Origin of the sequence: Sedimentibacter saalensis (assembly GCF_007830175.1) — a bacterium.
Taxonomy (GTDB): Bacteria; Bacillota; Clostridia; order Tissierellales; family Sedimentibacteraceae; genus Sedimentibacter; species Sedimentibacter saalensis.
In genome coordinates this window covers 130,429-153,055 of sequence record NZ_VLKH01000008.1, presented here as the reverse complement: position 1 = coordinate 153,055, position 22,627 = coordinate 130,429, and the positions used below count along the sequence as shown (strand labels likewise).

General features: G+C 35.7%; 30 protein-coding genes and 1 riboswitch. All 30 genes read left to right on the top strand.

Annotated features, from left to right (window positions below; all coding sequences use genetic code 11):
* The first annotated feature begins 38 nt into the window (after positions 1-38).
* The 30 genes from LY60_RS13480 (at position 39) to flhB (ending at position 22,626) form a co-directional block, all read left to right on the top strand.
* Positions 39-314 (top strand): flagellar biosynthesis anti-sigma factor FlgM, encoded by a 276-nt coding sequence (locus LY60_RS13480; RefSeq protein ID WP_145084852.1) that lies wholly within the window; start codon positions 39-41, stop codon positions 312-314.
* A gap of 9 nt (positions 315-323) precedes the next feature.
* On the top strand, positions 324-782 hold the full coding sequence (locus LY60_RS13475; RefSeq protein ID WP_145084850.1) for a flagellar protein FlgN: 459 nt from the start codon (positions 324-326) through the stop codon (positions 780-782).
* A gap of 10 nt (positions 783-792) precedes the next feature.
* On the top strand, positions 793-2,373 hold the full coding sequence (gene flgK, locus LY60_RS13470; RefSeq protein ID WP_145084846.1) for a flagellar hook-associated protein FlgK: 1,581 nt from the start codon (positions 793-795) through the stop codon (positions 2,371-2,373).
* Between the two features lie 11 nt (positions 2,374-2,384).
* On the top strand, positions 2,385-3,419 hold the full coding sequence (locus LY60_RS13465; protein ID WP_145084843.1) for a flagellin N-terminal helical domain-containing protein: 1,035 nt from the start codon (positions 2,385-2,387) through the stop codon (positions 3,417-3,419).
* A gap of 15 nt (positions 3,420-3,434) precedes the next feature.
* Complete coding sequence (locus LY60_RS13460) at positions 3,435-4,043, top strand: DUF6470 family protein (protein WP_145084841.1); 609 nt, start codon at positions 3,435-3,437, stop codon at positions 4,041-4,043.
* Between the two features lie 8 nt (positions 4,044-4,051).
* Entirely contained in the window at positions 4,052-4,489 is a 438-nt protein-coding gene (fliW, locus tag LY60_RS13455; protein WP_145084838.1) for a flagellar assembly protein FliW, read from the top strand.
* Positions 4,483-4,722 carry a carbon storage regulator gene (locus LY60_RS13450; protein ID WP_145084835.1) on the top strand — a complete coding sequence of 80 codons (240 nt, stop codon included), beginning with the start codon at positions 4,483-4,485 and terminating at the stop codon, positions 4,720-4,722. Before fliW ends, LY60_RS13450 begins: the two co-directional genes overlap by 7 nt.
* A 291-nt stretch (positions 4,723-5,013) precedes the next feature.
* A riboswitch (cyclic di-GMP riboswitch) is annotated at positions 5,014-5,099 on the top strand.
* A gap of 118 nt (positions 5,100-5,217) precedes the next feature.
* On the top strand, positions 5,218-5,601 hold the full coding sequence (flgB, locus tag LY60_RS13445; RefSeq protein ID WP_170226226.1) for a flagellar basal body rod protein FlgB: 384 nt from the start codon (positions 5,218-5,220) through the stop codon (positions 5,599-5,601).
* A gap of 11 nt (positions 5,602-5,612) precedes the next feature.
* A complete protein-coding gene (gene flgC / locus LY60_RS13440) occupies positions 5,613-6,044 on the top strand; it encodes a flagellar basal body rod protein FlgC (protein WP_145084829.1) in 432 nt (143 codons plus the stop codon).
* Positions 6,045-6,047: 3 nt separating this feature from the next.
* Complete coding sequence (gene fliE / locus LY60_RS13435) at positions 6,048-6,353, top strand: flagellar hook-basal body complex protein FliE (protein ID WP_145084825.1); 306 nt, start codon at positions 6,048-6,050, stop codon at positions 6,351-6,353.
* 30 nt (positions 6,354-6,383) lie between these two features.
* Positions 6,384-7,964, top strand: coding sequence for a flagellar basal-body MS-ring/collar protein FliF (gene fliF / locus LY60_RS13430; protein ID WP_145084822.1), 1,581 nt, complete (start codon positions 6,384-6,386; stop codon positions 7,962-7,964).
* Complete coding sequence (gene fliG, locus LY60_RS13425; RefSeq protein WP_246145477.1) at positions 7,954-8,973, top strand: flagellar motor switch protein FliG; 1,020 nt, start codon at positions 7,954-7,956, stop codon at positions 8,971-8,973. Before fliF ends, fliG begins: the two co-directional genes overlap by 11 nt.
* Positions 8,957-9,733 carry a FliH/SctL family protein gene (locus LY60_RS13420; protein ID WP_145084819.1) on the top strand — a complete coding sequence of 259 codons (777 nt, stop codon included), beginning with the start codon at positions 8,957-8,959 and terminating at the stop codon, positions 9,731-9,733. The genes fliG and LY60_RS13420 overlap by 17 nt, the downstream gene beginning before the upstream one ends.
* Positions 9,723-11,033 (top strand): flagellar protein export ATPase FliI, encoded by a 1,311-nt coding sequence (gene fliI, locus LY60_RS13415; RefSeq protein ID WP_145084816.1) that lies wholly within the window; start codon positions 9,723-9,725, stop codon positions 11,031-11,033. The genes LY60_RS13420 and fliI overlap by 11 nt, the downstream gene beginning before the upstream one ends.
* A 15-nt stretch (positions 11,034-11,048) precedes the next feature.
* Entirely contained in the window at positions 11,049-11,501 is a 453-nt protein-coding gene (gene fliJ / locus LY60_RS13410; protein ID WP_170226224.1) for a flagellar export protein FliJ, read from the top strand.
* A 36-nt stretch (positions 11,502-11,537) separates the two neighbouring features.
* Positions 11,538-12,653, top strand: a complete 1,116-nt coding sequence (locus LY60_RS13405; RefSeq protein ID WP_145084810.1) for a flagellar hook-length control protein FliK — start codon at positions 11,538-11,540, stop codon at positions 12,651-12,653.
* Between the two features lie 14 nt (positions 12,654-12,667).
* Positions 12,668-13,192 (top strand): flagellar hook assembly protein FlgD, encoded by a 525-nt coding sequence (locus LY60_RS13400; protein ID WP_145084807.1) that lies wholly within the window; start codon positions 12,668-12,670, stop codon positions 13,190-13,192.
* Between the two features lie 11 nt (positions 13,193-13,203).
* Positions 13,204-13,587: a TIGR02530 family flagellar biosynthesis protein gene (locus LY60_RS13395; protein WP_145084804.1), complete on the top strand. Its 384-nt coding sequence runs from the start codon at positions 13,204-13,206 to the stop codon at positions 13,585-13,587.
* A gap of 77 nt (positions 13,588-13,664) precedes the next feature.
* Positions 13,665-14,558: a flagellar hook-basal body protein gene (locus LY60_RS13390; RefSeq protein ID WP_145084801.1), complete on the top strand. Its 894-nt coding sequence runs from the start codon at positions 13,665-13,667 to the stop codon at positions 14,556-14,558.
* 360 nt (positions 14,559-14,918) lie between these two features.
* Complete coding sequence (locus LY60_RS13385) at positions 14,919-15,116, top strand: flagellar FlbD family protein (protein ID WP_019229726.1); 198 nt, start codon at positions 14,919-14,921, stop codon at positions 15,114-15,116.
* Positions 15,117-15,129: 13 nt separating this feature from the next.
* Positions 15,130-15,996, top strand: coding sequence for a motility protein A (locus LY60_RS13380; RefSeq protein ID WP_145084798.1), 867 nt, complete (start codon positions 15,130-15,132; stop codon positions 15,994-15,996).
* Positions 15,997-16,016: 20 nt separating this feature from the next.
* Positions 16,017-16,817 carry an OmpA/MotB family protein gene (locus tag LY60_RS13375; RefSeq protein ID WP_145084795.1) on the top strand — a complete coding sequence of 267 codons (801 nt, stop codon included), beginning with the start codon at positions 16,017-16,019 and terminating at the stop codon, positions 16,815-16,817.
* Positions 16,818-16,846: 29 nt separating this feature from the next.
* Positions 16,847-17,833 carry a flagellar motor switch protein FliM gene (gene fliM, locus LY60_RS13370; protein ID WP_145084792.1) on the top strand — a complete coding sequence of 329 codons (987 nt, stop codon included), beginning with the start codon at positions 16,847-16,849 and terminating at the stop codon, positions 17,831-17,833.
* A gap of 11 nt (positions 17,834-17,844) precedes the next feature.
* Positions 17,845-18,969, top strand: a complete 1,125-nt coding sequence (fliY, locus tag LY60_RS13365; RefSeq protein ID WP_145084789.1) for a flagellar motor switch phosphatase FliY — start codon at positions 17,845-17,847, stop codon at positions 18,967-18,969.
* 17 nt (positions 18,970-18,986) lie between these two features.
* The gene (locus tag LY60_RS13360) at positions 18,987-19,349 is read left to right on the top strand and encodes a response regulator (protein WP_145084786.1); all 363 of its coding nucleotides are present in this window, start codon (positions 18,987-18,989) and stop codon (positions 19,347-19,349) included.
* Between the two features lie 42 nt (positions 19,350-19,391).
* A complete protein-coding gene (locus LY60_RS13355) occupies positions 19,392-19,685 on the top strand; it encodes a flagellar biosynthetic protein FliO (RefSeq protein WP_145084783.1) in 294 nt (97 codons plus the stop codon).
* A gap of 50 nt (positions 19,686-19,735) precedes the next feature.
* The gene (fliP, locus tag LY60_RS13350) at positions 19,736-20,485 is read left to right on the top strand and encodes a flagellar type III secretion system pore protein FliP (protein ID WP_145084779.1); all 750 of its coding nucleotides are present in this window, start codon (positions 19,736-19,738) and stop codon (positions 20,483-20,485) included.
* 8 nt (positions 20,486-20,493) lie between these two features.
* Complete coding sequence (fliQ, locus tag LY60_RS13345) at positions 20,494-20,760, top strand: flagellar biosynthesis protein FliQ (protein WP_145084776.1); 267 nt, start codon at positions 20,494-20,496, stop codon at positions 20,758-20,760.
* An 8-nt stretch (positions 20,761-20,768) separates the two neighbouring features.
* Complete coding sequence (gene fliR, locus LY60_RS13340) at positions 20,769-21,539, top strand: flagellar biosynthetic protein FliR (RefSeq protein WP_145084773.1); 771 nt, start codon at positions 20,769-20,771, stop codon at positions 21,537-21,539.
* A 22-nt stretch (positions 21,540-21,561) separates the two neighbouring features.
* Complete coding sequence (gene flhB, locus LY60_RS13335; protein WP_145084770.1) at positions 21,562-22,626, top strand: flagellar biosynthesis protein FlhB; 1,065 nt, start codon at positions 21,562-21,564, stop codon at positions 22,624-22,626.
* Position 22,627: the final 1 nt, after the last annotated feature.

Here is a 22,627-nt window from a genome sequence, read left to right as displayed (position 1 = left end):
GACGAATATATATGTGTAAAAAATAAAAGAGGTATTATATGAAAATCCAAAACATTAACAATTATATGGGCTACAATAAAAGCACAAAATCTACAAAAAGCGAAGAAATCGTAAAAGTGAAAAATTACGATGTTATTGACATTAAAAAAACTTCCGTAAACAAAGACGGAAAAATTGAAAATGTCAAGAAAAATGTTGCTTCACAAATAGAAGCTGAAACTCAGGCTGAGAAGATTCAAAAGATAAAAGAAAGCATCGACAACAAGACATACAAGATTGATGTGGATGAAATTATCAAAAAACTATTGAAATAAGAGGATAGTATGAAAACATTGTATGAAATACTCAGGGAAAGTGCAGAGCTTTATAGTAATTTTTTGGAGTTGGAATATAAAAAATACGAATTCATAATTAAAGACGATACGTTGTCTTTGGATGAAACAGTAGCAAAAGAACAGGCTTTTTACATGAAAATGAGGGGCCTTGAGCAAAAAAGAATAGCATACATTGAAAAAATAGGTATGAAAGATAAAACTCTTGCAGAAATTATAGAGTTGTCCAATGAAACTGATAAAGCAATTCTCAATGAAGCATATGACGAATTGAACAGGCTTATAACTGAAGTAAAGAAAATAAGCGATTTGTGCAAGCTGGTTATTGAAGTTAGACTTCGCAGGATAGACAGGGCAATGAACAAGCTGGGACATAAAGAAAATACATATTCAAATGAAGATGTAAAGAACAACAATACTAAAAGTTTTTTGCTCTCTAAAAAAATTTAAGGAGAAACATATGCTTAGATCAACATTTTTAGGATTTAAAACAGCTACCAGTGCCTTGACGGTAAGTCAAAACCAGATGGACATAGTGGGTCAAAACATTTCAAACGTTAATACAAAAGGATATACGAGGCAGCGTGTTGACATAAACTCAGTTTCATTCAGAACAAACAATTTAAAATACGGACTTACAGGTGTTGTAATAGGACAGGGAGTTGAAGCAACAGGAGTAAGCCAATACAGAGATTCTTTTCTTGACTTGAGATATAGAACCGAATCATCAAAGGTAGGAAGCCAGGAAGTTCAGTTGAGTGCTTTAAGCGATTTAGAAGCAGTCTTTGATGAAATTACAACTGATGGGCTTGATGCCCAATTTTCCGATCTTTTGGAACAGCTTCATTCATTGACGTCATCTCCTTCAGACCCGGTGCTGGAGGGAGTTGTAAGGACCTCTGCAGAAATGCTGACTCAAATGTTCAACAATTACTCATCTCAGATACAAACAATCAAGGATCAACAGCAGACATATCTTAAGGACGGAGCAATTGAAAAAGTAAACCAGCTCCTGGACAACATAGCAGAACTCAACAGTCAGATAAAGGCAGACAACATAAGCGGCAATCCTGCATTGGAGCTTAATGATAAAAGAAACATGCTCATTGATGAACTTTCAAGTTACCTGGATATTGAAACGGAAGTGGTCCCTCTTGATATAGGTGCCGGGAGAAAAATCGACGAACTTGTGATTAAGCTGAAATTGTCTGACAACAATATGGTAAACATTGTAGACAGAGATAAGTATGCTGAATTTTCATCAGAACTGGATGGTACAAGCGACGATGTGAAAGTTGAACTTGCAAAAAACATAGATGATGATTATACGAACACAAATTTAACCGATTTAATTGATAAGGGGCAAATTGGCGGTTATATAAAATTTATAAACGGCAAGGGTGATTTTACAGATAAAACTGATGTGGATTCACAAACCAAAGGCATACAGTACTACCAAAAAATGCTGGATACAGTGGCTAACAAGTTTGCAACGGAAATGAATGAATTGAATATTAGTACTAATGCTGATGGAACAATTACAGGCTATTTATTTGCTGCTAGAAATAACTCGGGCACTGATGATTATACAGGTTTTACAGCCAGAAACTTAAAGATATCTGATAACTGGGCTGATTCTACAAATTCATACATAAAGAACACCACAGTTATTACTTCTGGAGACAATACAGGAGCTACAGATAACATTTTGAGAATGATAGCAAAATTTCAGGAAAAGATGGATTTTGCTACTGGTGGTAATCCTACAGATAAGGTGTTGTTTAAAGGATCGTTTCAGGAGTTTCTTTCATTTACAACCACAAGGCTTAACCTTCAGGTGTCTGATGTCGAAACATCCTATGAAACATATTCGGAAACACAGTTTCAAATTGAGTATTCAAGAAACAGTTTGTCTTCAGTTGACTTGAACGAAGAAGGCGTAAATCTTCTTACATACAGCAAATCATACAATGCAGCTGCAAGGCTTATGACAACAATAGATGAAATGCTGGATACATTAATTAACCAAATGGCTAGATAGGCGGTGAGATTATGAGAATAACTACAAACATGATGTCTAACAAGTATATAAAAAACTTGAACAAATCTGCAAATGAGATGAATTATTTAAACGAAAAGGTATCAACAGGCAGGAAATTTTTCAAGGGTTCAGAGGATCCTGTAAGTGCAATAAAGGCATACAAGCTTAGGCGCGAATACAGAAGCACTGAAATGTATGATACAAACATAAAGGATGTTGATTCATTCCTTACAACGGCAGAAACAAACCTTACTGAAATAAGTGACAACCTGGAGACAGTGTATAAATCTTATTTAAAAGGTATAAACGGAACAATGGGTTCAGACGATAGGGAAATAATTGCCAAGGAACTCGACAATCTGCAGAAATCCATTTTTGCGTCATTGAACGGAAAATTCAGTGACAGGTATGTTTTTGGTGGTACCAGCAAAGATGAGATTCCATTTACTCTTAATGCAAGCGGCGAACTTCTTTACAAAGGGGTAAATGTGAATTCAAACGATGCAGCTACCAAGGAAGTGCTTGAAAAATTATCCAAGGAAGTAATAAACATAGATCTTGGTCTTGGAATGACATTTAACGGAGGAAATCTTAGTCAGGACACTGTATTTAACATTTCCATGTCAGGAATAAGCTTCATGGGATTCAGTGATGCTTTAGATAAAAATGGCATTACCAAGCTTGACTCTGAGGGTAAGCCGGTTCCTAACAACCTTTATACTTTAGTCGGAAAAATTAAAGATGCATTAAGAAGTGATGATTATTCACTGGAAAAAATTACTCCGTTCTTAGATGAGTTTGAAGACCAAAAAAATCAAGTGTTGGTAAGCATAACAGATATAGGATCAAAAACAAATTATTTGGATTTCCTTAAGCTTAGAAATGAAGATAATCAATATAATTTAAATGAAAAGCTTGTTGAAGTTGAAGAAGTGGATAAGGCAGAGGCAATTGTTGATTTTTCGATGCAGGAGTATTCGTACAATGCAGCGCTGTCCATGGGAAACAAAATTCTTCAAAACAGTTTCATTGATTTCATGAAATAATAAAGGAGTGAAATTATGATTGAACCTCTAATAGAAATTAAGACCATTCCCATGTCCATGGAATTTAAAATTAATAAGGCACGATATGAAATAATCAATACAAACGCAACATTTGAGATGACAAGGGATAAGGGCGGAGTGCAAATGCATATGAAGCCCACAAGGCTTAATATTGACACTGTTGAAGCAAGATATTCAGCAGGAATAAAAAGCGCAATGCGTTCCGTAGAAGACTTCGCACAAGAAGGTATACAGGCAGCATACAAGGCTACGGCCAGATATGCTGAAGAAGGAAACTTAATGCTTGATATTAATTTCATGGATAATCCAATTCCTGAAATTGCCATGAGAAGATTTTTCAGCGATATTGATTTTAATATTGGATTTTCTCCGAGCACCGGACCTGATATTTCATGGGAACCGGGAGAACTTTCAATTAATTTTGAAATGGATAAACTTAATTTTGACTGGAATGTAGAAAGACCGCAAATAAACTTCATTCCGGGAAGTATAGAGTTCATAATAAACGAATATCCAAGGGTAGAAATAAATTATGTAGGTACCCCAATTTTTGTTCCACCAAGTTCGAATCCTTATAATAAGGCGATAGACACAAGAGCATGAGGTAAAAAATGAATATAAAAACTAGAGATTTTGGATATATTGCCGTAAATGAAGAAGATGAAATAACATTCACATGTGGAATGTATGGTTTTGAAGAATATAAGAAATATGTCATATTGAAAGACTCACCGGAAGATGATGTTATGTATCTTCAGTCTCTTGAAAATAGTGATTTATCTTTTGTGTTGATTGATCCATATGCAGTTGCCACAGGTTTTGATCCTTCAGTTAATGAAGAAGACTTGAATGATTTAGAAACAGCCGGTGAATCTGAATTAAAGTTTTTGGTTATTGCAATTATAAAAGAAGAAATTAAGGACTCTGTTGTGAATTTAAAAAGTCCGATTGCATTGAATCCAAAAACGAGAAAAGCCAAACAAGTTATTTTGCAGAATTCCTATCCTCTCAGATATAGCATATTACAAGAGGGGGATTCCATATGTTAGTAATAAAAAGAAAAGAGTCGGAATCCATTCTGATCGGGGATGACATTGAGATAATAATTTCTGAAATTTCTCAGGATAAGGTTAAAATAGCAATCAATGCACCCAAGGACATTAAAATAACAAGAAAAGAGCTGGCTGAAACATGTGAATTTAATATTAACGCTTCGGAACAAATAAGCAAAATTAGCTTAAATAATATTAAGTTAAGTTTAAAAAACACAGACAAAAAGTAGAAATATTAAAAATTTCTTAACTTTTTCTGCGTCTATTTTGAATTTTTATTACAAAAATAGTTTTAAATATACAAAGGTTTGCAAAAATATAAAATTTGCAGGCCTTTTTTTATTACCAAAAATTATAAAGTCATGAATAATTCAGTATTGTTAAAAAAAGAAGCAAAAATATTCAAACTTTTTCCATGCAACATATATGCACGCAAAAGTATTAATATGCAAAATATGGCGTGTCGAAAAAGCTTGCAATTTGCAGAATCTTCTATTATAATTATTTTTGTTAGTAAAAAAATTGATAAGTGGTAAACCTGCCGAAAGGCAGCGACACAAAGCTACAGGGCCTAAAGATATTTATTCTATGGTTGCCAGCTGCCAATAATAAGGAAATGTAATTATTTTTTATAATTATAATTTAATTATTATTGTCGCATGCAAACATATAAACTTTATATGTTTTTTATTATGCCTTTTTTTAAGGTAACAGGAGAGATTAAGATGAATTTTAATAACAATGTAAGTTTAAATCTATTGAACAAGAGTCTAGACGGGCTTTGGCTCAGGCAGCAAATCACTATGGAAAACATAGCGAACTTTTCCACACCGGGTTATAAAAGCAAATTTGTTGACTTTGAAAGCATTCTTAAATCAAATCTTCATAATACTGAAAAAACTTCAGAAGCAAACAATCAAATAAAATCAAGCAACATCTTAATTGAAGAAAATAACGATCAATCATTGCGACTGGATGGAAACAATGTTGATCTTGAAAAAGAAAATCTCCAGCTTGCAAAGACGCAGCTGCAGTACATGTATACAGTCACTGAAATGAATTCTTATTTTTCTAAACTTAAGTCTGTTATTTCAGAAGGCAAAAAATAAGGGGGAAAGTTATGTCATTTTTGGAGTCACTTAATATCAGCGGATCAGGGCTTACTGCTCAGAGATTCCGCATGGATGTAATATCTGAAAATATTGCAAACATTGATACAACAAGAACAGAAAACGGGGAACCTTACAGAAGAAAGATGGTTGTTCTGACTTCTGAAAACAGTTTCAAGGAAATGATGGTTAAAAATATTAAGGATTATGAAGCTGGTGGAGTGGAAGTTTCGGAAATTGTTGAAGATCAAAGCGAGTTCAAGCTTGTTTATGATCCTGAACATCCGGATGCGGATATGAACGGATATGTAAGGATGCCCAATGTTGATTCACTTAAAGAAACAGTGGACATGATGGAAGCATACAGAGCGTATCAGGCAAATGTAACTGCTCTTAACACAACAAAACAAATGGCAGTGAAGGCTTTAGAGATAGGGAGATAAAAAATGTTTATAGAACCGATACAACCAATTAAGGGAATTAACCAAATTGCTGAATTAAGCAAGAATGAAAACACAGTCGAAAAAGGAAACGGTCTTTTCAAATCCATTTTTGACAATGCAATAAATGATTACATAAGTGCTGAAAAGCAGGTTGACGAAGACATATACAAGCTTTCAACAGGAGAAAGCGATGATGTTCACAATTTAATGATAAACACACAAAAAGCAGAATTGTCTCTTGATCTTATGATACAACTTAGAAACAAGACATTAGATGCTTACAATGAAATAATGCGTATGAATTTATAATAATATAGCGTACATATTTAGGAGTTATTAATGGCTGATCAAATCAAAAACATCGTCAAAAGTATTAAAGACTTTTGGGATAAAATAAGCATCAAAAGCAGGAAAATTATAATTGGCGGATTTGCAGGCATAGTTGTGGCGTCTTTAATTATTGTACTTGTTTTGAACAACAAGGAATATGTTGTTTTGTTCAGTGGAATTGACAAGGAAGAAACTGCTGAAGTAATGAAGCAGCTTCAAGAAAACAACGTTGATTACAAATATGAAAAAGACGGAACCATTCTTATACCGGAGGCGCAGGAAAGCACTCTAAGAATGCAGCTTGCACAGTCAGGACACCCCAGAAGCGGAACCAATTACGATGTTTTTACTGAAAATATTGACTTTATGACAACAGATTATGAAAAAAGACAATATGAAATATTTCAACTTCAGGAAAGGCTTCAATCATCAATTATGACAATAGATGGTGTTAAGGAAGCAATTGTGACTATAAACGTACCTGAGGAAAAAAACTTCGCATGGGAAACAAATACTACTGAACCATCCGCTTCAGTAAAAGTAAATCTTAAAAACGGAAAATCATTGTCCTCTTCTCAAACAGATGGAATAATGCAGCTAGTTGTTAAAAGCGTTAAAGGTCTGAAGGAAGAAAATGTTGCCATTATTGATACTGATGGAAACAGTCTTGTGGCAAGTGGAGAAATAAAGCAAACGAACACCATAAAGCTTAAGCTGGAAATTGAAAAGCAATTTGAAAAAGAAACAATCAAAAATGTTTCAGAGTTTTTGGCAAAAATTTACGGTGAAGAAAATATTAAGGTATCTGCAAAATGCACTATTAATTTCGATAAGAAAATAAGCGAGATGCTTCAGTACTTGCCTGATGAAGAAACAAAACTTGGCGTTCCCGGAAGCACACAAAATCAAAGAGAAATAACCGGCCCCGGAGAGACTGTTGGAGGAATATCAGGAACAGAATCAAATGCTGAGGTTCCCACATACCCGGGAGTAGTTGTAGAAGGTGACAACATTTATTTTAAAGATTCAAACTCAATTAATTACCTGGTAAGTCAACTGAAGGAACAAATTGAGCATAATCCGGGCGAAATTGAGCAGCTGACTGTTGCTGCTGTAATTAACAAGGCAAGCATAAGAGATGAGGAACTTACTGAAGTCAAGGAACTCATAGCTTTCTCGGCAGGCATATCTACAGAAGACATAGCACTGCACAACATGCTTTTCTACGATCCTAATGCACCGGCTCAACCGGCTATATCAGATGAAGTAAATACAGAACAAATAACTATGAGAGAAATACTGATTTACGGCGGAATTGCTCTGGCAGTCTTATCAGTGCTGATATTCATATTGAGCATTGTATTAAGAAAACGAAAGAAGAAAAAGGAAGCTTTGGAGGCTGCTAAATCAAAGGCAGAAGCTGAAGCAGCCGCAGCAGGTGATTTCTCGTGGCAGGATATTCAGGATGGAATTAAACTGCAGGAAACACAGGAACAGGCAATTAAAAAACAGCTTAAGGAATTTACAACGACAAATCCTGAAATTGCAGCTCAGCTCATAAGAACTTGGATAAAGGGGGATGAAGAATAATATGTCGGACACAAAACTTACAGGAAAACAAAAAGCAGCGGCAATTATCATTTCTCTTGGAGCCGACGATGCATCGAAAATATACAAGTACCTTAAGGAAGAAGAAATTGAGCAACTAACATTTGAGATTTCAAGGCTGCAGCATTTAAGTCCACAGGTGATGGAAAGTACATTAAAGGATTTTTATGATCTATGCCTTACTCAAAAAGTTATAACTGAAGGCGGATTCGAGTATGCCAGAAATGTACTTGAAAAGGCCTTTGGTGCTCAGACTGCTTCAAGTTTACTTGAAAGAGTTACAAAGACCATGAGAACAAAGTCATTTGAATTTCTTAGAAAAGCGGATTACAAGAATCTCATTACAATAATTCAAAATGAACATCCTCAGACAATAGCACTCATATTGTCATATGCAAGGGCCGACCAGGCTTCAGCTGTAATTGCAGAGCTGCCAAAGGAAAAAAGAATTGACGTTGTTGAAAGAATTGCAAAAATGGACCGAACATCTCCTGAAATCATCAAGTATGTGGAAATGGAGCTGGAAAAGAAATTCAATTCCATTGTTTCTGTTGATTTCACGGAAATAGGCGGAGTAAACTACGTGGCAGATGTAATGAACAACATGGACAGAAGCAACGAAAAATATATATTTGACGAACTCAATAAAAAGGATGTCAAACTCGCAGACGAAATCAGAAAGAGAATGTTTGTATTCGAAGACATTGTTACAATGGATTCCCTTGGAATTCAAAGATTCCTGCGTGAAGTGGACAGCAAAGATCTTGTATTTGCAATTAAAGGCTCCAACAAGGAAGTTGCCGATGTATTGTTCAGCAACATGTCAACCAAGATGGGTGATACAATTAAATCTGAGCTTGAATACACTCATAATGTAAGGTTGAGAGATGTTGAAGAAGCTCAGCAGAGAATAGTTTCAGTAATAAGGCGCTTGGAAGAAGAGGGAGAGCTTTTCATAGCCAAAGGCGGAAAGGATGATATTATTGTCTAATATAATAAAAGCCCAATATGTAGTTTTTGATGACAAAAATATGCCCCGTATAATAAAAACCGAGCCTGAACCAAAGGTAATAAATACCCCAAGAGAAGACCTGTATGAAATTTACAACCAAAGGGAAGTAATTTTAAAAGAAGCCAATGAAGAAGCAATGAAAATAATTAATGCAGCAAAAAGAAATGCTCAGTCTGAAATAGCTGAACTTAAGAAAAAGGGCTATGAGGAAGGCTTCAATGCAGGAATGGAAATAGGCAAGAATAAAGGATATGAAGAAGGACTGCTTACGGGCCGCAACAAGGCATCCGATGAAATAAATAAGCAGAATCAATCGCGGTTAAAAGAAATATCGGAAATGATTGCTGAAATAGAAAATGAAAAAGAAGCCATAATTTCAAAATATGAAAATGGTATTGGTAATTTATCAATTGAAATTGCTGAAAAAATCATAAGACAAAAAATTGACTCGAATGAAAATGTAATTACAAAAATAATCGACGATTCAATCAAGGATTACAGAAACGTTGAATGGATAAAAATTTACATTTCAAATGAAGAGGATGTTAAGAAAATCAAGGCCGACAAGGACCTGATTAATAATTTAAATAAAATTTCCAGTGACGTTAAAATAGAAATTGCAAGTGACTTGCAAGAAGGAAGCATAATAGTTGAAACTCCGGAAGGAATAGTGGATGCAGGAGTAATAACTCAGCTTAACAATCTTAAGGAAATGGTGCTCAATAAAAATGATATGTGATGAAAAACTTAAAAGTATCCGTGACACCATAGCAAGAGAAGATCTTTGCTCATACATAGGCAAGGTGAAAAGAATATCAGGAATGTTGATTGAAGCAACGGGAAACAGGTACAAAATCGGAGAGGTATGCGAAATACTCAATGATTCAAGGGATAAACGAATCCGTACAGAAGTAGTAGGATTCAACGACGGAAGGGTACTGTTGATGCCTTATGAAGACCTAAAAGGAATCGGTCTTGGAAACATAGTTGTGTCAACAAAAAACAAGTTTAAAATTCCGGTTGGAGATTTCCTTATAGGACGAACAGTTGATGCAACCGGACATCCAATAGATGGCGGAGAAGAATTCAACAGCGAAGAGTTCTGCTATGTTGACAACGAGTACATAAATCCATTGTCAAGGCCGAGAATCGAAGAAAAATTGAGCTTTGGCGTGAAAGCAATCGATGGTCTCCTTACCATAGGAAAAGGGCAGCGTATGGGCATATTTGCAGGAAGCGGAGTTGGTAAAAGTACACTTCTCGGAATGGTTGCAAGAAATGTAAAGGCTGATATAAATGTAATAGCCCTTGTTGGTGAAAGAGGAAGAGAAGTAAGAGAGTTCATAGAAAAAGACCTTGGTGAAGAAGGATTGAAGAGATCTGTGCTGGTCATAGCAACTTCCGACCAGCCTGCAATGCTCAGAGTAAAATGCGCCATGGTTGCAACAACCATTGCTGAATATTTCAAGGACAGAGGAAAAGATGTGCTATTGATGATGGATTCACTCACAAGATTTGCAATGGCTCAAAGAGAAATTGGCCTTGCAACAGGCGAACCTCCTGTAGCCAGGGGTTACACTCCTTCCATATATGCTGAACTTCCGAAGCTTCTTGAAAGAAGCGGGAACTTCAGCACAGGATCCATAACAGGAATTTACATAGTCTTGGTTGAAGGTGATGATACGAATGAACCAATTGCAGACACAGTGAGAGGAATTGTGGACGGACACATTGTTCTTACAAGAAAGCTTGCCAATTCAAACCATTATCCGGCAATTGACATAAACGCAAGCATATCAAGGCTTATGAATGACATTGTGTCAAAAGAGCAAAATGACAATGCTAAAAAAATGAGAGATTTGCTTTCCGTGTACTATGCAAATTATGATCTGATATCCATAGGTGCATATAAAAAGGGAACAAACTTGAAGCTGGACGAAGCAATTTCCAAAATCGATATGGTAAACAACTTCCTCATGCAGAGAGTGGACGATAAATTCACATACGATGACGTGCTTGAGCTAATGAATGAAATATAATATATGGGGGAACAGATGAAAAAGTTTAGTTTTTCGTTGCAGAAGGTATTGGAAATAAAAGAACAAGTTTTAGAAAACTTGAAAGTGGAACTCAGTAACTTAAATCATGACTACAAAGAAGTGGAAAATGAAATAGCAATTATGAAAATCAAATATTCAGATATAAATATTGAATTTTCTGAAAAATCATCTGTTTCAATTTCTGTTGGTGAAATGTCTTATTATAAAATGCTTTTAAGCAGCATACTGAGAAAAATTGAAAACAAGGAAGAGGAAAAAGAAAAAATCCTTAAAAAAATAGAAGATAAAAGGCATGAAATTGTAAGCAAGAATGTAGAAATATCAAGCCTTGAAAAATTAAGGGAAAAAGAGTTGGAGAAATACAACAGTGCCCTGGCGAAAAGCGAAGAACTTTTCATTGAGGAGTTTGTTTCAAACAAAAGCATGGTCAAGGGTTACTTAGTATGATAAATGATTTTTAACTATTGAAGGGAGGTGATTATAATGAACGTAAATTTAAACGGAATGATTCCGGGACAACTGGGACAAATGCCAAAAAACATGGCTGCAGTAAGTACAAAAGAAAATTCTTTCATAAATTTGTTAGATTCTTTGATGGCAGAAACCATACCAGGAACTTTGATAGCAGCCACAACGGTTGATAATCCTGATGTATCAGTTAAAGATGTTAACTTGCTTGAAATAATAGGAAAAGACATGGATTTAAGCAAATCGTCAGATTCAGTGACTACTTCTTATGAACAGCTTGGTTTGAAGGAAATTGAACCAACAGAAAAAGTTAAAAAAGACACGGATGATAACTTGATGGCTTCAATTGAAGTAATGAGCCAATACCTTGCATACGTACCAAATTTGGAAACTGACAACTATGAAGTGATTAAGGCTGATGACAGCATGAAGGTTTTTAATGAATTGATAAATCAGTCAAAACCAAAATCAGATTCTATGCAAAGCTTGAAGATACAAGAGCAAAATCCGGCTCAGGAAAAAATAAATCCTGATGTTCCACAGACAGAAATTATAAAAGAAATCAGCACATATGCAGAGAAGCTGATTACACACATTGAAAACAGCAGAAGCAAGCTTAAGAATGAAATTGATCTTAATGCAAATCTGGCAGAAAAAAATAAATTAATGTTTTCTGATAACAAAGTAATTCAAGTAAGCGATGAATCATCTTACATAAAATCTTCAGCCATTTCTCAAATTAAGGACAAAATTGAACTGATGGTTAATGAAAGAACAAACGGTACAAAAGAAGTGACCATGGAACTGCAGCCTGAAAAATTAGGCAAGGTAAACATAAAAATGTTCTATGAGGGCAACAAGCTTACAGTGGAAATAAAGGCATTGAATGAAGAAACAAGCAAGCTGCTCATGTCAAATTCACAGGAGTTAGCAAAAGTATTGAACAAGGCAGTTGATTCCAACGTGAATGTTATTGTAAAGCATGATGAAACGGCTTATGGTCAAAATCCTCTTGATTACGACCAGAATCAAAACAAAAATCAGCAAAAGAACAATTATACATACAGTGGAAATGATCATGATGACGACGACGATGACATTTTTTCTCAGATTATGAACAGCACAGCATAAGAAAGGAGGATAATATGGAAATAAACGCATACGGTACAAGTGGTACATCTAATTTAAATATAAGCACAAAAAAAGGTTCAGAACTGGATATGAACGACTTTTTAAATTTGATGGTTTCTCAGATAACTAACCAGGATAGCATGAATCCAATGGAAAACACTGAATTTGTATCCCAGATGGCTCAGTTTTCAGCACTGCAGGCAATGACAGATTTATCTGAAATATCAATGCAGGGACAAGCAACTTCGCTCATTGGAAAAAATGTTGTTATGGCAAGCTACAACAGCAGGGGAGAGCTTGAAATACAGGAAGGTATAGTTCAAAAGGTAACTATCCACAGCGGAGAAACAAAGATTTATGTGAATGACATTGAATATGATTATTCAAATGTCATGGAAGTAAAAAATAAATCCGAAGAAGCTGTAACAGAAATGGACATAGTCACTCAAATGCTTGAAGGAATAAACAGCATAAAAAATTTCCTCATTAAGGATGATACTTTAGAAGGTTCAGCAATTGAAGGCAGTCAGATAAACTAGGTGGTGATTAAATGACTGACATAAATTTCATAAGAAAAATAAGCAACTTAAACAACGGTATTCAGCCTGGCAACAACTTAAAACACAGACAGGACATAGATTCATCTTTCAAGGACATATTCAAAGAAAAGTTTAGAGAAAATGAAGTTACATTTTCAAAACATGCAAATGAAAGAATATCTGAAAGAAATATCGATGTCAGTCCGGAAGTGACTGAAAAACTCAATGAAGCCGTAGAACAGGCAAAAGACAAGGGATTAAAAAACGTGCTTGTAATGATTGACAATCAGGCATTCATAGTGAGCACCATGAGCAACAAGGTTATAACAGCAGTAAACAGCAATGAACTTAAAGAAAATATATTTACAAATATCGATGGAGCTGTAATAAAATAGCCGGTCCTTTTTAGGGGGTTATAGTCCGGATTGTTTGAAGGACTCACAGCTAATAAAAAAAAGGAGAAAGATTAATTATGATGAAAGCACTTTATTCTGGTGTTTCAGGCTTAAGAAGCCACCAGACAAAAATGGACGTTATTGGTAACAATATCGCCAACGTAAACACCTACGCATACAAATCACAAAGAACAACTTTTTCAGACGTTTATTATCAAGCAGTACAAAACCCAAGCAAGGCAGTAGCAGGAACAGTTGGAGGTACTAACTCATCCACAGTGGGATATGGAGCTCAAGTAAGCTCAATTGATACAATACACACATTATCAGGTTATTCTCCAACAAATAAGTCAACAGATTTGTACATAAACGGCGAAGGATACTTTATTGTTCAAAATGCAAGCGGAGAAAAGTTCTATACTCGAAATGGAGCATTTAACTTCGACTCTCAAGGAAACCTTGTTGATTCAAATGGATCATTGGTAATGGGTATTGTGGGTACAGATGTTCCTGCAGATTTATCAACAATAAAAAATGAATTGACAACGGCTGATGGCGGAGCTGGAACCGGCGCAAGTGGCATAAAAGTTATTAACATAGCTAATTTCAAAAATTATACTAATGTAACAATAAATTCAGATGGTTCTATAACAGCCAGTGACATGACTGATAATAATAATATTAAGACTCTTGCCGTGATTACAGTTGCAACTGTTCCGAACCAAGGCGCTCTTGTTTCAGAAGGAGGTTCATATTATTCTGCAGGTAACAACACAGGCATTATAACTGCTTATGCACCGGGATTAAGCGGATCAGGCGGATTAGTTTCCGGAGGACTGGAAATGTCAAATGTGGACCTTGCCAATGAATTTTCAGACATGATTATAACTCAAAGAGGTTATCAGGCAAATTCAAAAATAATAACTGTTGTTGATGAAATGCTTGAACAACTTGTCAACATGAAGAGATAATTAATAATAATAAATTATAAAGACGGATAACAATAGACGAACAATGACAAAATTTATTGACGTTGTCATTCTGAGAGCTTGCTCGAAGAATCTCATGTTTTCAACAAAGATGAGATCCCGCAGTTTCGCACACAAATTTATTTACTCGCTAACGCTCACATAAATTTGGTGCTCATTGCGAATGGCCTACCGCTATTTTTCAGAAAAACACCTGAAAAATAGGGTTAGGGCATCTTTCACTACCGTTCAGGATGACAGCGTCAAGGTTTATCAATAGATTTATTTTAATCATAAAAGTATTAACCATGTCTATAAAATGTTGTGGTTGTGGTTAATATTTTTATAAAAATAGGAGGGCTTATGGTAGAAGTATTGGGTATTAACGGGGAATCATTTATATTGAATGCAAGTTTAATTGAAAAAATAGAATTCATTCCTGAAACAAAAATAACCCTGACAACAGGAAAGTATTACCTGGTTAAAGATTCAAAAGAAGAAATAGTCAATAAAATAATCAAGTACAATCAAAAAATATTAAAAGGCGTTACTGCTGAATAACAAGAGGTGAAAGATGAACATATCGTTTATAGTTGGGTTGGTGGCAGGAGTTGCCTTAGTAGTATACGGAATTGCAACAAGCGGGTCAAGCTTGTCTCAGGTTACACAAAGCTTTATTGATTTTTCCAGCATGTACATTACATTTGGCGGAGCTTTCGCAGCAACCATAATGTCCGTTCCGGTTAAATATCTCAAAGATGTACCTAAAAATTTAAAGGTGTTGATGAAAAAGGAAAAGATCAATTTGAATGAATATATCGACACCATAGAAGAGCTTGCCAAGGAAGCAAGGCTTAAGGGATTATTGGTTCTCGAGGAAAAAGTCAATGCCATGGATTTGCAGGATGAATTTTTAAAATACTGCGTAATGCTCATAGTAGATGCCATTGAACCAACAAAGGTAAGAGCACAGATAGAAAATGAAATAGACTGTATTGAAGCTCGACATGCTTCTGCATGGAAGGTATTTGATACATTGGGAAGCTTCGGACCTGCCTTTGGTATGCTTGGAACACTCATTGGACTCATAAACATGCTTGCAAACATGGATACATCAAACGGAGCAGATGCTCTTGGTAAAGGTATGTCCACTGCACTTGTTACAACATTTTACGGTTCAGCTCTCACAAATATGTTTTGTGTTCCCATATCTAACAGACTGAAAGCAAAGCATGACGAAGAAATGATAGCCAAGGAACTGATTATGGAAGGTGTCCTTTCAATACAGTCAGGTGAAAATCCGAAATACATAAGAGAAAAACTGAACTCATACATAACATATGAAGAAAGAGGTTCCGCAGCTCAAGCAGATAGTGAAGAAGGCGGAACAAAGAAAAAATCAAAAAGAGGAAAAAGCAGAAAAAGTGAAGCAAATGCTTAAAACTGCAAATAGGGGTTAATATGGCTAGAAAAAGAAAAAGGGACGGCGGTGGCGGAGCAAGCTGGCTGGAAACATACAGTGATATGGTTACATTGCTGTTGACATTTTTTATAATGTTGTATGCCATGTCAACAATCGATGCCCAAAAGTATGCAATAATTGTGGAGGCCTTTTCTAAAGGCACTGAAGTTAAAAAGGAAATTGAAGATTTATCCGGAACAGGGATGATGGATGGTGGCTCCATTGAAGTAGAAGAAGCTGATGAAGAGGATATAGACCAGCTTTATGAAATGCTTAAAAGCTACGTGGATGAAAACAACCTCAGTGAAAGCGTAGAAATAAGCAAAACCGAAGAGTATGTGTTCATAAGATTTTCAGACAACATTACATTTAAGGGCTACAGCAACAACTTAAACCAAAGCGGGCGTGACATTTTAGATGTTCTTGCAAACGGGTTGAACCTGGTTGATGAATATGTGGAAGAAGTAATTATAGCAGGACATACTGCAGAAGTGGAAAAAGACAAGTCAAACATAGACAGAGCACTTTCAACAGACAGAGCCAATGCAGTGTTTCAGTACCTGGAGAGCAAAAATGTAATTAGTCCGGCCAAGTATCTGGCTATAGGATACGGGCTGTACAGTCCTATTGCAGACAACAGCACTCCTGAAGGAAGAGCAAAAAACAGAAGAGTTGAAATTTTCATAAGCCGCAAGGGACATCCGATAAGTTATACAGAAATAATTAAAGATACAATAAATGGAGATGACAACACTGAAGGTGAAGATAAAATTGAGTATCAGAGCAATCAGTTAAGATAAGGAAAAATCATGGAACGAGGGCATATGATATGGCAGAAATACTATCACAGAGCCAGATAGACGAACTGCTTAACAATTTAAGCAGCGGAGATGTTGATATAAAGGAAATTGAAGCAAACGAGAAGAAAGTAAAAGAATATGATTTCAGAAGTCTTAAAAAAATCACAAAAGAAACAATAAAACTCTTAAAGGGAATTTATGAAGGCTATTGCCGCATGCTTTCATCAAGATTGACGTCCATGTTAAGGCTCATGTGCGATGTTACGGTGGAACAGGTTGAAGAAAGCATATTCCATGAATACAACAATGCTCTGGATGATTATGTGCTCATGGGCTTAGTAAATGTAGGATATCCGGACGATTCGGTTTCAGACAGTCAGATTCTCATGGATATTTCAAAGCCGTTGTCTTTTGTAATAATAGACAGGCTTTTGGGCGGAAGCGGTGAAGAGTATGAAAATTTAAGAGATTATACGGACATAGAGCTTTCACTTCTTGGAAACATGTTGAAACAGGTTGTTCCCATGATGGGTGTTTCATGGGAAAGCACAATTGAACTAAAAACGGAACTTGCTAAAATAGAAACCAATTCAAGATTCATTCAATCAATAAATTACAATGATACTGTAGTTATAGTGGTCTTGAATGTCGCTTTGAATGAATCTACAGGGAAAATAACCATATGCATTCCTTCAAGTATCATTGGCGAAGTGATGAAGAAAGCAAATGTGTTTTCAAAAACAAACAAGAAAAAAATGGATCAAAGCGTGGAAGAACAAAAAGAAATTATCATGGATTCCATAAAGACTTCAAAGCTTGCAATAACAGGAGTACTTGGAAAAGCCCAGGCCACTCTAAAGGATATAGTGGACATGCAGGTCGGAGACCTGATTATTCTTGACAAGGCCGTCAATTCCTATGTTGATGTGAATGTTGACGGTGAAAAGTGGTTTGAAGGAACATGGGGAACAAAGAAAAATAAAGGCGTAATAAAAATTAAGAATATTATACGATAGAGGAGCTACTTATGATGAATGAAAATATTTTTTCAGATATGGAGCGGGATGTAATAGGAGAAGTAATGAATATAAGTTTAGGCTCTTCTGCTACATCACTGTCCACCTTGTTGGGAAAAAGGGTTGAAATAACCGTGCCTAAAGTAAATGTAATAAACGCCACGCAGTTCAGCTATGAAAATCTGGAACCTGCAATAGGCGTTGAAATCAACTATGTTGAAGGATTAAACGGCGTCAATCTCATGATATGGAAAAGACATGACGCAAAAGCCATAATAGAAATATTGATGGGGCAATCCATTGGTGATGATGAGTTTGAAATGGATGAGATAAATTCCAGCGCCATATGCGAAGTAATGAACCAGATGATGGGTTCAGCAGCAACTGCATTGTCAGACTTCCTTGGAAAGTCAATAAACATATCAACACCTTTGGCTTATGAAATAAACGACAAACAAGAATTTAGAAGTAAATATTTTATAGAAGACGATGTTATTGTAGCAGTAAGTTTCGATTTGTTCATAGAAGGAACTGTACAGAGTCAGTTCATAAATGTAATGCCAGTTTCTCTGGCAAGAGAAATTGTTTCAAACTTTTTAAAAGGAGCAGACAACTTTTCAGATAGTTCTGCTGAAGAAACAACAACTCATGAAGAAGCAAAGAAGGCAGACATTGCGGCAGAAGTCAAGGACATACAAAGAAACACCGAAGTATATGAATATGAAGATGACGATGACTACGAAGAAAGGCCAAGACAAAGAAACGTACAACAAAGGCCAAAACAAAAAAAGAAAGAACAGGTTCCTGTAAATGTAAGGCCCATGGATTATGAAAGATTTGATGAAGATGAAGAAGAACAGCTTTCAGAAGAACAGCTTTCGAATCTTGAATTAATAATGACAGTGCCGCTGGAAATCAGCGTTGAAATAGGGAAAAGCAGAAGAAAAATAAAAGATATACTCGAATTTTCTCAGGGTACCATAATAGAGCTTGACAAACAGGCAGGAGCTTTGGTTGACATTATAGTTAACGGACAGCTCATTGCAAAAGGAGAAGTTGTTGTTGTAAATGACAATTTCGGAGTAAGAATAGCAGAAATAATCAAAAAAGATGAATTGATAAAAATCACATTATAGAATTACGGAGGTTTGAAATGGAAGGAAAAATATTAGTAGTGGATGATGCAGCGTTTATGAGAATGATGATTAAGGATACGCTGAAAAAGAACGGTTATGAAAATTTAATTGAAGCAGCAGATGGTGAACTGGCTGTACAGGCATATAAGGCAGAAAAACCGGAGCTGGTTATAATGGATATTACAATGCCAAATAAAAACGGTTTGGAAGCATTAAAGGAAATAAAAGATTTTGATCCTTCGGCAAAAATAGTAATGTGTTCTGCAATGGGTCAGGAATCAATGGTTGTTGAAGCAATACGAAGCGGAGCAAAAGACTTTATCGTTAAACCATTCAAGGCTGACAGAGTATTAAAAACAGTACAGGGCATAATCGGATAGGAGCTGGTTTAAATTAAAGAAATATTTTCACTGATTGTTTCTTTGGCAGGAATCATATTTGTTTTGTTCTTGACCTACTACGGCACAAAGTGGATTTCCACTAAAACAAATCTTGCTTCAAGTTCAAGGTACATGAACATAGTTGACAGGATTGTCATAGGCCAGAACAAGTACCTGGCAATAGCTGAAATAACAAACAAGTATTATTTGCTGAGCATCACAGAGAAAGATGTGAACATCATAAAAGAACTGGATGATTTTCAATTAAAACATGAAGAAGAAAAGACAGAAGTTATGGATTTTAACAGCATTATAAATAAATTTTTGAAAAAATAGCATGGCAGTGAGAATGCCTGGTGCAATAGGCATTCTCTAAAAGAGGAAAAATGGCAAGCAAGATAAAACAAATATCAGCAACAATTTTAACAATGATGGCTTTTGTGTTATTGAACACAAAGACAGCATATGCAGGAACAATCAACATGGACATTAACGGGAATTCAGCTCAAACTATTGAAATTCTGGTCATGCTCACATTGATTACACTTCTTCCGTCTATTTTGATAATGATGACGGCTTTCACAAGAATAATAATAGTCCTGTCATTTTTGAAAAATGCCATGGGTTTGCAGCAAACGCCTCCAAACCAGGTTCTAATAGGAATTGCAATATTTCTTACACTGTTCATAATGTCGCCGGTTATTGATGAAATAAATACAGAAGCTTATGAGCCGTATAAAAATGAAGAAATAGCACAGGATGAGTTTTTTGACAGAGCGTCGAAGCCTTTAAAGATATTCATGTTGAAGCAGACAGGAAACGACGAGCTTCAAATGTATGTGGACATGTCAAACGACGAAGAAGTAAAAAATCCGGAAAGTGTGGAAGATCTGCCTTTGACTGTGGTAATGCCGGCATTTGTAACAAGCGAACTTAAAAGAGCATTCATCATAGGTTTTCTTTTGTATATACCATTCCTCATAATAGACATGATAGTATCAAGCGTCCTTATGTCAATGGGAATGATGATGCTGCCGCCGGTGATGATATCAATGCCTTTCAAGCTGCTTCTCTTTGTTGTAATAGATGGGTGGTCGCTGTTGTTTAAAACACTGATTTCTACCTTTAACTTCTAGGAGGGCTCATGAATATATCATTTGCAATGGGAATCATGCAGTCTGCAGCAATGGCTGCAATTAAAATAGCAGCTCCGATTTTGTTATTGAGTCTTATCATAGGGCTTCTCATAGCGGTTTTTCAGGCAGCTACTCAAATACATGAACAAACACTGACTTTTGTTCCAAAACTTCTGGTAACGGCATTAGTGCTCATAATGTTGGGGCCATGGATGATGGAAGTTATGTCTGACTTTGCTCTTCACATATTTGACCTTATGCTGACTGTTTATTAGAGGTGCATATGACACTTACTGGAGATATAACTTATTTTTTATTAATACTTGCAAGAATGAGCGGATGTGTGTTTTTTAACCAGATATTCGGAAGAGGAAATTTACCTTCAATATTTAAAATATCCCTCAGCTTGTTTTTTGCAGTTACAGCATACGGAATGCTTCCTCCCGAGGCAGATATGGTAATAAGCACAAATATTGAATACATGGTCCTTATTATAAAGGAACTGTTCATAGGATACATCATAGGCTACATAATCAACTTGTTTTTCAGCATAGTTGTAATAGGAGGAGAAGTAATGGACATGCAGATGGGCATGTCAATGTCAAAAATATATGACCCAAGCAGCAATATTTCATCAGGTATTACTGGAAGTTTTTTAAATATAATCTTGATATTTTTGTTCTTCAGCGCCAATGGGCACATATCACTCATAAAAATATTCATGACTTCCTGCAAGCTCATAGGAATAGGATCTTTCCAGATACCTCAGGACTTGTTCAGGAACATGGTTCAGATGTTTTCTCAAATACTTACATTGTCGCTGAAATTAGCAATGCCTTTAATGGCAGTGGAAATTATTTTAGAGTCGGGCATTGGTGTTTTAATGAAAGCAATTCCTCAAATACAGGTGTTTTCAGTAAATGTCCAATTGAAAATAATAGTGGGGCTGCTGCTGATACTTATACTTGTGCCCACATTTTCAACATTTATTGATAAGGTTCTTACTCTTATGTTTGACCAGGTAAGGAACAGCCTAAGTTCACTGATAACATAGAAATAATGTAAAAGGAATAAACATGGCAGGCGAAGAAAAAACCGAGAAAGCCTCCCCCAAGAAAAGGCGGGATGAACGTAAAAAAGGTAATGTATTTCAAAGCAAGGATGTTGTAACAGTTGGGGTCATTGCCATATCATTTATAATGCTGGATTTTTGGGGACCACACATTTATAAATATACAAGCAATGTCTTCAGAAAATATGTTTCACTGATGACTTCAACATACAGCATAGAAGGAAACTTCCTGTCACTGCTTGTAAAAGACATTACATGGACATTGTTGTCCAGCGTGGGTATAATAATGGTTGCTGTAATGTTTACATCAATCATATTTACAGGAGCACAGACAAAGTTTCTCATATCAAAAGAAAACATAAAGTTTAAATTTTCAAAGATAAATCCTCTTTCAGGGATAAAAAGAATGTTTTCCATCAGGTCTGTTGTGGAAGTCATAAAAAATCTTATTAAAATCGCAATACTTGGATACTTGATTTATTCATCCATAATGAAAAATCTGCTGCAGGTTCCAAAACTTGCACAGGTTGATTTGCTATCAGGAATAAATTTTATATTTACATCAATTATGGCGATTGTTAAAAAGGTAGTAATAGCATTCGTTGTTATTTCAGCTTTTGACTTTTTGTATCAATGGTGGGAATATGAAAAGAACATCAAAATGTCTAAACAGGAAGTCAAGGAAGAATACAAGCAAATGGAAGGGGACCCGAAGGTCAAGGGAAAAATCAAAGAAAAACAAAGAGCCATATCCTATTCAAGGATGATGCAGCAGGTTCCACAGGCCGATGTAATAATCAGAAACCCTACACATTTTGCAGTAGCAATAAAATATGATATTGAAAAAGACCGGGCTCCAATTGTTCTGGCCAAAGGACAGGACAACGTGGCACTGAGGATTATAGATAAAGCAAAAGAAAGCAACATTAATATTGTTGAAAACATCCCTTTGGCAAGGGCATTATATAAAACTACAGAAATAAATCACGAAATACCATTGGAATATTACGAACCTATTGCAGAAATACTGGCATGGGTATACAGGTTAAAGGAAAAGGAAAAACAATAAA